This is a genomic window from Lactobacillus sp. wkB8 (genome assembly GCF_000761135.1).
GTDB classification, from domain to species: domain Bacteria; phylum Bacillota; class Bacilli; order Lactobacillales; family Lactobacillaceae; genus Lactobacillus; species Lactobacillus helsingborgensis.
The window spans coordinates 674,123-688,177 of the sequence record NZ_CP009531.1 but is presented as its reverse complement, the minus strand read 5'-3'; the positions used below and the strand labels follow the sequence as shown (position 1 = coordinate 688,177).

Here is a 14,055-nt window from a genome sequence, read left to right as displayed (position 1 = left end):
ACTAAACAACCTTTCTAATTAATTATTTTTATTTCTAGAATTGTTTGCTTTCTCCACTTTTATTTCAACTTCAACCTGGTTAGGATTAGCTTTAACTACTCCATCAGGCAGATTAAGAGTTACAGTTTTAGTAGTCGAACTAGTAACAGAAGCTAAATCAACTGGAACCTTGAGGTGTTTGATCTTTGCCAAAGCATCCTTGTTACCATATAGCGTAACGTAATTATGTTTTAATGAAAGAGAATAGATTCTATCCAATTTTTCATGTTCCGGTTCAAGTTTCATTTTAACTGACTTTTTAGATATTGTAATCGGTATTGAAACTTTAGCTGTTGCTGGATCAATAATGACATTTAACTGCCTACCTTTATGGTCTTCAGCAACCAAGTTAACTTGTCTTTCAAACGTATGATCAATATTATTTGGCAAAACTACTTTGGCTATTATTTGATCAATTTGATCGACTTCAGACCGCGCTCCTGTTACCTCAACCTGTTGTGGGTAAACACTCGCATGACCTAGTTGATAACCTTGAGCAACAGCACCTTTATTATACTCTACCTGTACAGGCATTGTCGTAGACTTTCTGCGCTGAATATCAACTTCTACACTCCGCGGGTTAATAGAATAAGAAATTTGTTTATTAATGCCATTAACGTGAATTTTGACATTGTGCATACCAATACTTTTTTTGGTTAAATCAATATAAGCACGAAAATTTTGCGTATTTATAGTCGAAGTTACCAGAGCAGCGGATCCTTCTAAAGTCACACTTACCTTTTCCGGATAACCAACTACATAATATTTATCCGTATCAACAGAAACCTGCAAAGGTACTTTAATGGTTTGAGTTTTATTAGCAGTTTGCTTAGTTTTTTCAGTTTGCCCTTGAGATAAAAAGCCTTCTTGAGTGGAATTAACATAAATAACCAATAAAACGGCTATTAAGAGTGAAACGAGTCTGATAAACCAAGATTTTTTCCAAAATTCTTTCATCGGTCAGCACCCCATTTCCACAGTTTCCGCAGGATTTTTTGATACCATTTATCATTGCTATTTTTCTTAGGTACCAATTCTGCTTTGAGATATTTCAAATATTCATCACGTGTCATGTCCACTAAAAAGCGCCCATTACGAGTTATTGTCACACCACCCGTTTCTTCTGAAACTACAATCGTGATCGCATCAGTTACTTCTGAAATACCAACTGCAGCTCTATGACGTGTTCCTAACCGTTTAGGAATCATGCTGTTATCAGACAAAGGCAAGTAAGCTGCAGCTACCGCAATTTTGTGATCCTTGTTAATAATTACAGCACCGTCATGCAATGGAGTATTAGGAATAAAAATGTTGATAAGCAATTCTCCTGTGACATCAGCATTGAGCTTAATTCCAGTTTCAATGTAATCTTCCAAACCCGTTTCCTGTTGCACAGTGATTAGCGCACCAATCCGTCTCTTTGACATGTACTGAATAGCTTTGTCCAGTTCATTAATAAATTTGATTGATTCATCACGCGCACTCTCTTCACGACCACCAAAAATAGGCAGACGGCCTAAATGTTCAAGCCCACGTCTAATTTCTGGCTGAAAAATCACTATAATGCCAACCACAGACCAAGAAACAATTTGGTCAATCAGCCAAGTGGTTGTATGCAATTGCAGTACTCCAGCAATAATTCTGACAATAAAAATTAGAACAATGCCCTTGGCTAGTTGAACTGCTTTGGTTCCTCTAATTAAGATGACCAAGTGATAGACTACAAACCAGATTATCAGCACATCAAGAATTGTTGATAAGTTTGCCCAAGTAAAAATGTGTATACCGCTAGTCTGCATAAATACTCCTTTCCCTATTAAATAAACAAAATTTCAGTATCAATTCAATCTTTCGGCTTACCAATAATTCTAACCTCTGTGTGCAAATCAAGACCAAATTGTGATTTGATCCTTTTTTGAATTAAATGAATTAAGTCAAGATAATCAGTCGCAGTCGCGTTGCCTTTATTAACAATAAAGCCGGCGTGTTTAGTTGAATCCTGGGCACCCCCAATTTGTTTGCCTTGCAAGCCAGCTTGAATAATCATTGGCCCCACATAGTGACCTGCTGGTCGTTTAAAAACGCTACCGCATGAAGGATATTCCAAAGGCTGTTTGTACTTACGCAAGGCATTGAGGTAATTCATGTCTGCTAAAATGCGACTTTTAACATCGCTTTTTAAGGCAAAAGTAGCTTCAAGAACAATATCGCCAGTTTCCTGCACTAACGAATGACGATAAGAGAATTTCATGTCTTCTCTAGCATAGTTTTTAATTTTTCCTGAACGCGTTAATACTTTGACATTTTCAACTACATTACATGTTTCACCCCCATAAGCGCCGGCATTCATAAATACAGCTCCGCCAATGCTTCCTGGTATACCTGCCGCAAATTCCAAACCACTAAGACAGCTTCCAGCTGCAGTAAATGCAGTATCAACAATTGTGGCACCCGCTTGAGCAATAACTTTGGTTTTTTGAACCTTAATTTGATTCATGTTTGTTAAAATTATTACCAAGCCAGAAATGCCACCATCCCGGATTATTAAGTTAGAAGCATTACCTATTATCGTTAAGGGAATTTTATTATTATAGGTGGTCACAACCAACTTTTTAAGTTCAGTTTCATTTTGGGGAAAAGCCAAAAATTCCGCTGGTCCACCTGTTTTGGTGAAGGTGTACTTACTTAGTGGAACTTGCCTTCTTATTTCAATACCTTCTTTTGCTAAATCTGTTAATTTCAAAACAAAAATCCCCTTTATATAATCTTTTACTATTTTACCGCATTACGAAACCAGCTTCATCATATGTTATACTAAAATTAAGTTTTAAAGGAGAAAAAATGAATTTTATAGCGATGGATTTTGAAACTGCCAATCGTCATCCGGAAAGCGCTTGTTCTTTGGCGTTAGTAATGGTACGAAATAATGTCATTGTTGACCGTTTCTACACTGTAATCAATCCGCAGATGCCTTTTGACTCAAGGAATATTCAGATTCATGATATTACAGCCGAAGACGTGCAAGATGCACCGACAATGTCAGAAGTTTGGCCCAGAATTAAAGCTTTGTTTCAACCCGGAATGTTAGTGACAGCTCATAACGCCCGCTTTGACACTAACATCATGCGTCAAAGTTTAGCCCGTTATGATATTGCAGAACCACATTACTTTGTACTTGATACTTTACAATCGAGTAAGTTACTTGAACCAAATCTACCTAATCATAAACTCGATACCGTTGCAAAAGCATTAAACGTTGAATTATGGCACCACCACAATGCTTTAAGTGATAGTGAGGCATGTGCGGGTATTTTAATAGCACAAAATAAACAATTTGGCGATGAAACACTTAAAAACCTGGTTTACCAAATTTAATCTAAAAAAAGTAGAGCATAAAGCTCTACTTTTTCTTTTCAATTAAACTTAAAATTTGTTCAGCCCAAGCTTTATTTCTTTGTCCTTGCGGCTCAAATTCAATTATACGTTTAGTGGAATCCCAGCTATCGTCAACACGTTTAATAGTAATTTGTAAAAAGTCCTGAGGTAATTGTGCCTGAACTACTTCAGGCCATTCGATTACCACTAAACCCGGCTCTGTTAAATAACCATTTAAATCAATTGAAGATAAATCATCATTTTCAAGTCTATAAAAATCCATATGAAATAAAGGCAATCTGGCCTCAGGATATTCTCTGACTATCGTAAAAGTGGGACTTTTAACAGGCCGCTTAATTCCTAAAGCGGAACCAATACCTTGAGTTAGAGTAGTTTTCCCCGCTCCCAGATCACCGTTTAGCAGCAACAAGTCATGCGCCTGTGCTGTATCAGCAATTGCAGCACCAATATTCTGCATTTCACGTGCGGAATTAACATTAACCTTCATTTTGTTCATCCCTTAGTAATGCCTGTGCAGCAGTCAAAATTGCAATATGATATATATCTTGAGTATTTGCTCCGCGAGAAAGATCATTCACTGGTTTTTGCAGCCCCTGCAAGATGGGGCCAATGGCAGTAAAGTTTCCCAAGCGTTGGGTAATCTTATAAGAAATATTGCCAGATTGCAATTCAGGAAATATAAAAATATTAGCTTGACCCTTTAAAGCAGAAGCAGGTGCTTTGCTGGCTGCTACATCGGGGACAAACGCGGCATCGAATTGCAGTTCACCATCAGAAACAATTTCTGGATGTTGCTGATGGAAGATTGTTGCAGCTTCTTTGACTTTGGTGACCATTTCGCCTTTAGCAGAACCGTTAGTTGAAAAACTTAAAAATGCTACTTTAGGGTCAATATTAATCATTCGTGCTGTTTGAACAGACTGGTATGCAATTTCCGCTAATGTTTCACTATCAGGATCAATATTAATTGCACAATCGGCAAAAATATATTTTTCTTGTGCACGTTCCATGATAAAACTGCCAGATACCCTGTTCATACCAGCTGCAGTATGAATCAACTGCAAGGCTGGGCGGACAGTGGCAGCAGTTGAATGAGTAGCACCAGAAACCATGCCGTCAGCTTGACCTATTTTGACCAGCATCGTCCCAAAATAATTAGGGTCTTCCAGTGCCTTTTCTGCCTCACTTTTTGCAATGTCTTTTCTGCGTGCGTCAATGAATTTCTGCACCATATTTTTTTGCTTTTCGTAGTGAAGTGGATCAATAATTTCTAACTGCGAAAATTCAAGATTTTCTTTTGTGATTAAAGCCTTAATTTCTTCAGGTTCACCTAATAAAATTGGTTTAACGATATCAGCCAGCGACAATTTACTGGCTGCCTTTAAAACACGCAAATCATTTCCTTCAGGAAAAACAATTTGATAAGTTTTATTAGAATTTTGGACTTTATTTTTTAATAAATCAAAAACACTCATATAATCTAGTTCTTTTCTATGCTAAATCTGTCTGCGTAACTTTGGCTGGTAACTGCCAATCAATCGGAACTTCACCAAATTCTTTCAAAGCCGCATTACAACGGGAAAAAGGTCTTGAACCAAAAAATCCTCTATCAGCTGAATAAGGACTTGGATGAGCTGATTTAATCACAAAATTTTTGTCTTGGTCAATTAAAACGATTTTATTTTGGGCGTAACGTCCCCAAAGTATGAAAACCACTTTACCGCGATCACTTAAAGCCTTAATTGCGGCATCCGTTACTTCTTCCCAACCTTTCCCTTGGTGACCATTAGCATGTCCGTAAGGAACTGTGAGAACCGCATTTAAAAGTAAGACACCTTGATCAGCCCATTTTTTCAAATAACCGTGATTAACTGGTCTGCAGCCGACATCATCATACAATTCTTTATAAATATTTTGCAGAGATGGCGGCAACTTGACACCCGGCATAACTGAAAAACTCATACCTGTAGCTTGTCCAGGGTTATGGTAAGGATCCTGTCCTAATATAACAACTTTTGTATCTGCAAATGAAGTTAACTTAAAAGCAGTAAAAATATGGTACATGTCAGGAAAAATTCTTTTAGTCGCATATTCTTTTTTTAAAAACTCATGCAGCTGCTGGTATCGATCACTCGCAAAAACAGGAGCCAGAATTTCATCCCAGTCATTACCAATAAACTTTTTCATTACCACAACATCCTCTCTTTCACTAACTTTTATGGTATCATGAAATTAATTATCAATGTGGGAGAATTTGCTACTTTTTAATTCTTTTTATTATCTCAAAATATAAAAGTAATAACTTCTTCATATATGATAATATGGTAGATAATCAAATGACCTATATAGGAGGAGTAAGTAAGCTGTGATTAAGTTAGTAGCTTGCGATTTAGACGGTACCCTTTTTAACAGCAACATGACTATTTCAGAAGAAAATGCTGCTGCAATTAAATTAGCCCAAAAAAATGGGATCGAATTCTTAGTGGCAACAGGCCGCTCACCGCAGCAGTCACGCAAAAATATGCGCGAATATGGTCTCAAAACTGGTTTCATTAATATTAATGGTGCTTTGGTCTATGATGCAAATGAGCAATTACAAGTTAAGCATCAATTGCCAAATGAAAAAGCGAAATTAATTGCACACATTTTACTTAAAAATCAGCTGTATTTTGAATTGGTTACAGCTGATAAAATATATTCAAATGATATTAGTAAACGTGTAGTTAATTTAGCGCGTTCTTTGATGTCGCTTAATCCGGGAGTGACTTTCAAAAAGGCGGTAGCAACAGCAGCTGGTAGCAACGCCATGTTAAGTATGACTTTGGTGGAAGATTTTGACCAGTTATTAGCCGATCCCAAAACGGAGATTATGAAAATTATCTCGTTTGATGCTCACGGGCCTGCCGCTTTTTCCAGTGCCAAAAAGGAAATTATGTCTTTAGGGGGAGTTGCGGTAACTTCGAGCGCGGCGGCCAACATTGAGATCAATGATATTAAAGCGCAAAAAGGACCTGCACTTTTAGATTATGCCAGGAAAAAAGGTTTTAAAAAAGAAGAAGTAGCCGCAATTGGCGATAACCTCAATGATGCTAGTATGATTAGAGATGCCGGAGTTGGTGTTGCAATGGCAAATGCGGTACCCGCTATCAAAAAATTAGCCCAAGTCAAAACAAAATCTAATGATGATAATGGAGTTGCTTATATTTTAAAGAAATTTATCAAAAATAACGCTGAAGAATAGAGGTGCTTAAATGCGCTACTTATTGGAATTAACTCAAAAGCAGGAATATGGTCAAATTCCTGTCGCAAATGACAATGGAAAAATTCAATATATCATTCAAGGCAATTTAGATAATCCTAATCATACCCTTTATTTGAAAAAAATTAACAATGAAGAAATAGGTCGTCTATATACAGATGGCGGTGGCATTATTTCGTCATATACAATTGATGTTGTAAACCATTCATTAGTTAAAGTCAAAAGACTTAATAATAAAATAGCCAACCTTTTCTATATCACCAGATTAAACTACATTGTTTCGGGTAGTATCAAAAAAGGAAGCTATAAGTTTTTGTTTGGCATCAAAAAAGTTGCTACCGTTGAAACCGTCGTGCGCAATCAAGGCGTTGTGCTAATTTGTGATATTGAGCGTCCAGAAGATGTGCCCTTTATTCTATTGTGTGCCACACTTTTCACTCAATGGCATACGACACCTTTAAGATTACCTACTTTTCCTCCAATCGGCAGAAAGTATAATGTTAATTTCAACTAAAAACGTTAGCAGCCAGATGAAATTTCATCTAGCTCCTAACGTTTTTTAATTCAATGACAAATCTTTAAAAGGAAAATTGGCTACTTCTTCATCACGATGAGAAACTACTATTACAGTTTCTATTCGCTTAAGTAGTTTTTGCAATAAACCTTGTGCCGTTTTCAGATCAATACTGGAAAAACTTTCATCAAGTAAAATTAATTTGCCTTTTGTATCTATCAGCCTAGCTAAAGCAACACGTTGAGTTTGCCCACCTGATAAAGAATCATATTGCCAATTTTCATCAATTTCAAAATCTTGTTTTACCTTATTCAGACTTGCCTTATCATAATTACGCCCCAGCAAAATATTATAATCAATGGAGCGCGGAAACATTGTAACTGTTTGCGGCATATAGATAATTATTGAATTTATTACGTTACGAGGGATAGTGGCAATATTAACACCATTTAAAAGAATTTCCCCCTTGGTAGGAATGAGTTGCCCTGTAGCCAATTTCAGTAATGTGGATTTTCCCCGTCCAGAAATCCCGTTTAATTTGTAAAAAGCGCCCTTTTCAAAAACAAAAGAAAAGTCATGCAGTACTTGTTCTTTGGCATTCGGATAAGAAAAAGAAACATTTTTAAATTCAAGCGTTTTAAACTCTAACGGAAAAGTGGCTGCAAGAAATTTAGGACTAGCAGTTTTTAGCGCTTGCTTTAAATTATTAAACTTGGTAAAAATGCTTGAAGTAGAGAGTAATTGGGCAAAGTAGCGGTTAATTATGCCAGCGGAATCAAAAACTTTAGTCCCTAATTCGGCGGTTGCTAAAATTGCGCCTGCTGTGAGTACGCCTTTAAAATGCAGCCAACCAGTAACGCCTAAAATCAGTAGTTGACTGCCAATATTAATTACTCCGGTGACGATATCAACAGTAGATCTTCTGACAGTGTTATGAACATTTGCTTTCTTTAATGCTTGTGACCCCGCTGCCACCAGCTTTTTAATTTCAGGTAAAACATTAAAAGCATAAAGGGTATCGTAGCCGTGTAAACCACTACTCGTGTATTTTAAGAACTGCTCATTAGCCTGCGAAATCGCGGTTACACCAGTAGTCAAAAATTTTTTACATAAACGTGGCACTAAGACGATTAAAGTCACGAGCATGATTGCTACAATAAATAAAATATAACTATAAAGATATAGTGCTACTAAAGCAAAAATAGCATTACCGCTAAAACGGACAATGAGAAAAAAAGTATCCAGCCCTTCTTTATGGATTAAATTGACATCATTTTGCAGGTATGATTCATAATAGTCAACCGGATTTTGTTTAAATTTATTTTGCGGAAGTTCAATTAGACTAGTGACTATATCATTGCGAATATCACTGAGAATGTCTTGTGTCACAGTTTCTTGAATATATTTTTCGAGAAAAGAAATGATAAAGGTCAGAAACCAAAGTAAGAAAATAAATATAAGCATGTCAACAAAGGGACTAATTTTTCCGGCAATTAAGTAATTTGCCAAGACAGCCATCTTGGTAGCAGCCAAAACTTGCAATACTGAATTTACTAATAATAGTAGACAAGCTGCTATAACTGCAAGTGCATGTTTTTTCAGATATTGAGACATTTTGGCCCTCCTTAACAACAATATACATTTAATTAAATTTTAATTTTTATCATAGCAAAAAGAGAAAATATGTCAACAGCTGCTCTAGTTTTACCGTCTGTCAATCGCCAACTTTGCTACAATCAGGTTGGCTAACAGTTGGTATCCCTCTGCACCAAAATGTGAGCCGTCATCTAATTGACGTTTACAAAGCGTTGTTAAATTGCCTTAAGCAATCATGGCCTGAAAAAGATTGATAAATTGCAATTTATATGTAGTTGCCAATTTTTTAAAATCAGAAGTATAAGATGTGATTTTTTGGTTAGTTCTCTTTTTTTTGCTTATTTTTACCTATAGCCGGTGGTGAAACCAAAATTATATTTTGCGGATAATATGAATAAATCACACTAGAAATGATCAAACCCATATTAATTTTAAATTGGCTTCGGGGAACTTGTTTATGCTGTGCAATATCGTTAGTACCTAGAAGTAAAAGCAACTTGTCACAACAGTCAATCTTAAGTACTAACTGGGGTAGTAATGAATAAAAGGCTCCAGAATTGATACCAGACACAGCAGTATTAATTAATTTTAATTCCAGTACTTTTTGCTGCAGTTCAACATTGATGCGTGGCTTTGATAAACCTTCGTTACGCGCAATAATGCTATCTCCTGTTACTAATAGTTTCACTTTTCCTCCTTTTTAAAAATTAAAAGCTGCAATCATAATATTTAAGATTGCAGCTTGCTACTATCGCGGATTAACTTTACTATATTTCACATTTTTAAATTCATAAGCACTATATTTATCAGTTAAAGATTTTGTTTTAAAAAATTGGTTGGTTACTAACCCGTCTTCTGGATTACTTTGAAATAACACTTTATACTTTTTACCGGCTATTTTTTCAGTCTTAACTGTGAAAGCATTCCCATTTTTAGTTGTTTTTTCCTGTACTGGACTTAATACAATCCATTTACTCCCACGCAATTTTTTACTCGATGCTCGTAAATATTTTGCTAAAACGTTCTGATTTTTCTCTTGCCAGGCCGAAGACATTTCCCAAGGATATTTCTTTGTACCCTTGACCATGCCGACTTTAATTACTTTAATATATTCATTGGTTAACGGTAGATTGATTGCAGATGTATGAATATTCATGGGATTGGGAGTGAAATTGTTGTTGCTATACCATTTTCCACGCCAAGTTTTAGGAAATTTAAATTGTTTATCAAACCCATATTTGCTTTTGGTTATTTGCGCAGCTTGCACAGTTTTTGGTTGAACACTTCCAACTGGCACTGTCATAGACATTGCCAAACTTGCTAGTGCAAACATGGTAATAAATTTTTTGACCATTTTTTCTCTCCTGTAAAAAAATATTTTATTCATTATAGCAATAATTATAAACTTGTTGGTCCTTCAAAGTAATTCAATTTAGTATGAAAAAACTAATTCTCAAGCTGAGAATTAGTTCTATTCTAAATCAGATGTATTTACTTTTCTTGATATTGATTAAATGAAGGTGCGTATGTTTCACCTTTAAAATTGTAGTGTTGATATTTCTTAGCTAATTTTGCTGAAGGGAAGAACTGGTCAATAACCTCACCGGTCTTGGAATTAGCCTCAAATAATACTTTTTGGGTTTTACCAGCAATTTTTTCGTTCTTTAATCTAAAAGCGAAACCAATTTCAATATTGTTTTCATCTATTGGACTGTAGACAGACCATTTTTTGTTGTTAATCTTATTAGTAGTTACTCGACCCAAATGTTTGAAGATTTTATCATGCTTGGTAAACCAACTTTGGGGCATTTGCCACAAGTACTTATTTGTGCCCTTTACTTTACCTGCTGAAACCAATTCAACATATTCGCCGGTCCAAGGTGTTATGAAACCATTCTTTTTAATGGTCATTTTACTTAACTTATCATGAGTATTACTATACCATTTGCCCTGCCAAGATTTAGGAAAAATAAAGTCTCTCTTAAAGCCATATTTGGTTTTGTTAACAGTATTTTGGGCTTTTTTTGAAGTAGCCGCTTGAACCAAATTTGTCTGATTAACACTAATTCCGCTTACTGCAGCTAAAGCAGTCACAACAACTGACCAAGTAAGTGTTTTACGCAATTTCATAGTATTTGCCTCCCTTATTGGAATAATTTCATTCTATTATGGACACACACTATGATAAAAGCAAGTGATAGTAAAAATATTAAATAAAAAAGCCTCTGAAAAATCAGAGACATTTGCATCGACTATAACAAAATTCGTTAAAATGTTTTTATCATTGAGCGTATGTTTTTAACTCCTTTGGTTTTTTACCACCATACATTCTAGCTAGCTTAGCTGAGCGCCAATAAACGTTAGTTATTCTATAAGAAGAAGTGGTTCTTTCAATTAAAACGCGGTGTCCTTTGTAATGATATATACCCAAGCTCCAACCTGATGCAGCAGGACTATACCAAGGAAACATTAAGATATACTTTATATTTTTGTCTTTTTTAAAAGTTACTGGGTAAAAAGCCTTTACCCAATTTCTAGTTTGCTTAGTATTTTTGATCCCCTTGGCACTAGTGTCTTGTCTATGTAATTCATTAGAATCGATTTTATGAGCTTTTACCCTTAATTTATTAAGTGCTTTAGATTTATAGTTTAAATCAAAAGCTTTGCCATACCAGATGCCACGCATCTTTTTCGGTGTGGTCAGTTTCCCTAAATTGCCTTTTACATGAGCTGCCTGAACAACCATATTTGTATTAAAGAAGCTACTATCACTGGCTTTTCCTGCCAACAATCCAAGTGCTAAAGACATAGTTATAGCAATAAGCATCTTTATTTTGCTATTTTTTACCTGTTTATTCAATTTTCTTTCCCCTTTCTGAGTTAATAAAAGCTGTTTTTTTAGCAAACCTTCTCATATTTTACAGTATAGTACTTTTTACCTATGTAATCTGAGACCGGTAGTGCATATGTCAGTACTCTCATGCGCTTTTTCCCTTTTAGGTTAGTAGCCAAAATAAACTTAAATTTGACTTATTTTTTCATTATTCTTTTCGAGATTATCATTAATTAAATGAAATAGTTTAATTAATATATTAAATTTTAATACATGACTATATAATTAACAACTTGTAACTTGTTTATTTTTAGTAATGTTATCGGTATTAAACATATATAAACAAAAAAGCCTCTGAAAAATCAGAGACTTTTTGGTTATATACAGTTAAAAATTAATCTTGGTAATTTACTAATTCTAAGAATGAATCAGGTTTAAGTGAAGCACCGCCGACTAAACCACCATCAATATCAGGTTTAGCCATTAATTCTTTAACATTGCCTGGATTTACAGAACCACCGTATTGAATTCTAACATTCTCTGCAGTTTCTTCATTATACAAATCCTTGACAGTATCACGAATAGTCTTGCACATTTCTTCAGCTTGATCAGAACTGGCAGTCTTACCGGTTCCAATAGCCCAGATTGGTTCATAGGCAATAACTAAACTAGCAACTTGATCAGCTGATAAGCCAGCAAGTGCAGCCTTGATTTGGCTAACTACCCAATCTTCTTGTTTGTTGGCTTCACGAGTTTCAAGTGATTCACCACAGCAAATAATTGGTGTAACGTCATTAGCAAATAAAGCTTTAGCTTTCTTATTAATGTCTTCGTCTGTTTCGTGGAAGTAACCACGACGTTCAGAGTGACCAATAATGCAGTAATTCATGCCCATTTCTTTTAAAACTTTAGGTGAAGTTTCGCCAGTAAAGGCACCTTCATCTTCGAAATAAGCATTTTCTGCACCAACACGCAAGTTTGAACCAGCGGCAGCTTGAGCTAAACTTTCAAGGTCAACGGCTGGAGCACAAATCAAAGCTTCAACTTTACTTGCTTCTGGCAACTTGTCCTTTACAGCAGCAACAAATTCCTTTGTTTGCTCTGGATTCATATGTAATTTCCAGTTACCAGCAATAATTGGTGTACGCATGTAAATAATGTCCTTTCTTAAAGTTTACTTGTCTGAAATGCAGGCAATTCCTGGTAATTCCTTACCTTCAAGATATTGCAAAGAAGCACCACCACCAGTAGAAATGTGGGTGATCTTAGGAGCGATACCAAGTTGTTTAGCGGCTGCAGTTGAGTCACCACCACCGATAATAGTAGTAGCATCAGTTAAATCAGCAAGAGCCTTTCCAACTTCTAGAGTACCTTCAGCAAAGTTTGACATTTCAAAGGCACCCATTGGTCCATTCCAAACAACAGTCTTGGCATCTTTTAAAACATCCTTGAACTTGGCAACAGTCTTAGGACCGATATCAAGACCCATCATGTTTTCTGGGATATCATCCCCGACAACTTTACGGGCAGCATCGTTTGAAAATTCTGTTGCTGCAACGTTGTCAACAGGTAATACAATCTTGCCATCAGCGTCTTGCAACAATTTTTTAGCAAGGTCAACTTTATCTGGTTCAAACAAAGATTTACCAATTTCATGGCCTTGAGCAGCTAAGAAAGTATAAGCCATACCACCACCAATTAAAATGTGGTCAGATTTTGGAATGAGGTTAGTAATAACATCGATTTTGTCTGAAACCTTAGCACCACCTAAGATGGTAACAAATGGGTGTACAGGGTTAGCAACAGCATCACCCAAGAACTTGATTTCCTTTTCCATTAAGAAACCAGCAGCAACAGGCTTACCATCTTTCTTCATGGCTTCAGCAATACCAACGTTAGAAGCGTGACTTCTGTGAGCAGTACCAAAGGCATCGTTAACATACATGTCACCTAATGAAGCCCAGTATTCACCTAACTTAGGATCATTCTTGCTTTCACGTTTGCCAAAATCATTGTCAATATCTTGGAAACGAGTATTTTCTAAAACAGCAACATCTCCGTCTTGCATATTGGCAACAGCGTCTTCAACTTCTTTGCCTTCATTAGCAGGAACAAAAGTTACAGGTTTCTTTAAGAGCTCGCTTAAGCGTTCAGCAACTGGTTTTAAAGACAATTCTTTCTTATCGTCATCTGACTTAACACGTCCCAAGTGACTAAGCAAAATTGCTTTACCGCCATTTTCAATGATGTATTTAATAGTAGGAAGAGCAGCAACAATTCTGTTGTCGTCGCCTATCACACCATCTTTAATTGGCACGTTAAAATCAACACGGACTAAAACCTTTTTGTCTTTTACATCAAGGTCAGAAACAATTAATTTAGCCATCTATATCCTCCGATAACTTAATTATTTTAATT

General features: G+C 35.9%; 16 protein-coding genes. 3 read left to right on the top strand and 13 right to left on the bottom strand.

The features are described 5' to 3' along the window. Window positions 1-18 precede the first annotated feature (18 nt). The 3 genes from LACWKB8_RS03415 to murB are packed head-to-tail and all read right to left on the bottom strand — an operon-like array spanning window position 19 to window position 2,782. Entirely contained in the window at window positions 19-996 is a 978-nt protein-coding gene (locus LACWKB8_RS03415; protein WP_038522007.1) for a YbbR-like domain-containing protein, read from the bottom strand. Next, the gene (gene cdaA / locus LACWKB8_RS03410) at window positions 993-1,838 is read right to left on the bottom strand and encodes a diadenylate cyclase CdaA (protein ID WP_038522004.1); all 846 of its coding nucleotides are present in this window, start codon (window positions 1,836-1,838) and stop codon (window positions 993-995) included. The genes LACWKB8_RS03415 and cdaA overlap by 4 nt, the downstream gene beginning before the upstream one ends. A gap of 44 nt (window positions 1,839-1,882) precedes the next feature. Next, the gene (gene murB, locus LACWKB8_RS03405; protein ID WP_038522003.1) at window positions 1,883-2,782 is read right to left on the bottom strand and encodes a UDP-N-acetylmuramate dehydrogenase; all 900 of its coding nucleotides are present in this window, start codon (window positions 2,780-2,782) and stop codon (window positions 1,883-1,885) included. 98 nt (window positions 2,783-2,880) lie between these two features. Between murB and LACWKB8_RS03400 the strand changes: the two genes are divergently transcribed. Beyond that, window positions 2,881-3,414, top strand: a complete 534-nt coding sequence (locus tag LACWKB8_RS03400) for a 3'-5' exonuclease (RefSeq protein ID WP_038522000.1) — start codon at window positions 2,881-2,883, stop codon at window positions 3,412-3,414. Between the two features lie 25 nt (window positions 3,415-3,439). On the opposite strand, the gene tsaE is transcribed toward LACWKB8_RS03400, so the two are convergent. The 3 genes from tsaE to LACWKB8_RS03385 are packed head-to-tail and all read right to left on the bottom strand — an operon-like array spanning window position 3,440 to window position 5,622. Beyond that, entirely contained in the window at window positions 3,440-3,922 is a 483-nt protein-coding gene (tsaE, locus tag LACWKB8_RS03395; RefSeq protein ID WP_038521997.1) for a tRNA (adenosine(37)-N6)-threonylcarbamoyltransferase complex ATPase subunit type 1 TsaE, read from the bottom strand. Then, window positions 3,912-4,910, bottom strand: a complete 999-nt coding sequence (gene pta, locus LACWKB8_RS03390) for a phosphate acetyltransferase (RefSeq protein ID WP_038521995.1) — start codon at window positions 4,908-4,910, stop codon at window positions 3,912-3,914. Before pta ends, tsaE begins: the two co-directional genes overlap by 11 nt. Before the next feature lie 16 nt (window positions 4,911-4,926). Then, entirely contained in the window at window positions 4,927-5,622 is a 696-nt protein-coding gene (locus LACWKB8_RS03385; RefSeq protein ID WP_038521992.1) for a uracil-DNA glycosylase, read from the bottom strand. A gap of 178 nt (window positions 5,623-5,800) precedes the next feature. Here LACWKB8_RS03385 and LACWKB8_RS03380 point away from each other — a divergent pair, with 178 nt between their 5' ends. Both LACWKB8_RS03380 and LACWKB8_RS03375 read left to right on the top strand, forming a co-directional pair. Beyond that, on the top strand, window positions 5,801-6,676 hold the full coding sequence (locus LACWKB8_RS03380; protein ID WP_038521989.1) for a Cof-type HAD-IIB family hydrolase: 876 nt from the start codon (window positions 5,801-5,803) through the stop codon (window positions 6,674-6,676). A gap of 10 nt (window positions 6,677-6,686) precedes the next feature. Continuing rightward, entirely contained in the window at window positions 6,687-7,208 is a 522-nt protein-coding gene (locus LACWKB8_RS03375) for a hypothetical protein (RefSeq protein WP_038521986.1), read from the top strand. 45 nt (window positions 7,209-7,253) lie between these two features. Here LACWKB8_RS03375 and LACWKB8_RS03370 read toward each other — a convergent pair whose 3' ends face one another. From LACWKB8_RS03370 to pgk, 7 genes are all read right to left on the bottom strand, one after another. Next, entirely contained in the window at window positions 7,254-8,822 is a 1,569-nt protein-coding gene (locus tag LACWKB8_RS03370; protein WP_038521983.1) for an ABC transporter ATP-binding protein, read from the bottom strand. Between the two features lie 301 nt (window positions 8,823-9,123). After that, window positions 9,124-9,492, bottom strand: coding sequence for a hypothetical protein (locus LACWKB8_RS09395; protein ID WP_233335856.1), 369 nt, complete (start codon window positions 9,490-9,492; stop codon window positions 9,124-9,126). Window positions 9,493-9,552: 60 nt separating this feature from the next. Next, window positions 9,553-10,158 carry a hypothetical protein gene (locus LACWKB8_RS03360; RefSeq protein ID WP_038521981.1) on the bottom strand — a complete coding sequence of 202 codons (606 nt, stop codon included), beginning with the start codon at window positions 10,156-10,158 and terminating at the stop codon, window positions 9,553-9,555. A 137-nt stretch (window positions 10,159-10,295) separates the two neighbouring features. Further along, window positions 10,296-10,934 (bottom strand): hypothetical protein, encoded by a 639-nt coding sequence (locus tag LACWKB8_RS03355; protein ID WP_038521978.1) that lies wholly within the window; start codon window positions 10,932-10,934, stop codon window positions 10,296-10,298. 151 nt (window positions 10,935-11,085) lie between these two features. Further along, a complete protein-coding gene (locus LACWKB8_RS03350) occupies window positions 11,086-11,664 on the bottom strand; it encodes a hypothetical protein (RefSeq protein WP_038521976.1) in 579 nt (192 codons plus the stop codon). A 367-nt stretch (window positions 11,665-12,031) separates the two neighbouring features. Then, entirely contained in the window at window positions 12,032-12,787 is a 756-nt protein-coding gene (tpiA, locus tag LACWKB8_RS03345; protein WP_038521973.1) for a triose-phosphate isomerase, read from the bottom strand. 24 nt (window positions 12,788-12,811) lie between these two features. Beyond that, complete coding sequence (gene pgk, locus LACWKB8_RS03340; RefSeq protein ID WP_038521970.1) at window positions 12,812-14,023, bottom strand: phosphoglycerate kinase; 1,212 nt, start codon at window positions 14,021-14,023, stop codon at window positions 12,812-12,814. Window positions 14,024-14,055 lie beyond the last annotated feature (32 nt).

What these genes read in the sequence shown, in the direction of transcription:
- tpiA (WP_038521973.1), bottom strand. Translation starts at nt 12,787, where the DNA reads ATGCGTACACCAATTATTGCTGGTAACTGGAAATTACATATGAATCCA.
- LACWKB8_RS03370 (WP_038521983.1), bottom strand. Translation starts at nt 8,822, where the DNA reads ATGTCTCAATATCTGAAAAAACATGCACTTGCAGTTATAGCAGCTTGT.
- LACWKB8_RS03385 (WP_038521992.1), bottom strand. Translation starts at nt 5,622, where the DNA reads ATGAAAAAGTTTATTGGTAATGACTGGGATGAAATTCTGGCTCCTGTT.
- tsaE (WP_038521997.1), bottom strand. Translation starts at nt 3,922, where the DNA reads ATGAAGGTTAATGTTAATTCCGCACGTGAAATGCAGAATATTGGTGCT.
- cdaA (WP_038522004.1), bottom strand. Translation starts at nt 1,838, where the DNA reads ATGCAGACTAGCGGTATACACATTTTTACTTGGGCAAACTTATCAACA.
- LACWKB8_RS03415 (WP_038522007.1), bottom strand. Translation starts at nt 996, where the DNA reads ATGAAAGAATTTTGGAAAAAATCTTGGTTTATCAGACTCGTTTCACTC.
- LACWKB8_RS03360 (WP_038521981.1), bottom strand. Translation starts at nt 10,158, where the DNA reads ATGGTCAAAAAATTTATTACCATGTTTGCACTAGCAAGTTTGGCAATG.
- LACWKB8_RS03400 (WP_038522000.1), top strand. Translation starts at nt 2,881, where the DNA reads ATGAATTTTATAGCGATGGATTTTGAAACTGCCAATCGTCATCCGGAA.
- pta (WP_038521995.1), bottom strand. Translation starts at nt 4,910, where the DNA reads ATGAGTGTTTTTGATTTATTAAAAAATAAAGTCCAAAATTCTAATAAA.
- pgk (WP_038521970.1), bottom strand. Translation starts at nt 14,023, where the DNA reads ATGGCTAAATTAATTGTTTCTGACCTTGATGTAAAAGACAAAAAGGTT.
- LACWKB8_RS03375 (WP_038521986.1), top strand. Translation starts at nt 6,687, where the DNA reads ATGCGCTACTTATTGGAATTAACTCAAAAGCAGGAATATGGTCAAATT.
- LACWKB8_RS03355 (WP_038521978.1), bottom strand. Translation starts at nt 10,934, where the DNA reads ATGAAATTGCGTAAAACACTTACTTGGTCAGTTGTTGTGACTGCTTTA.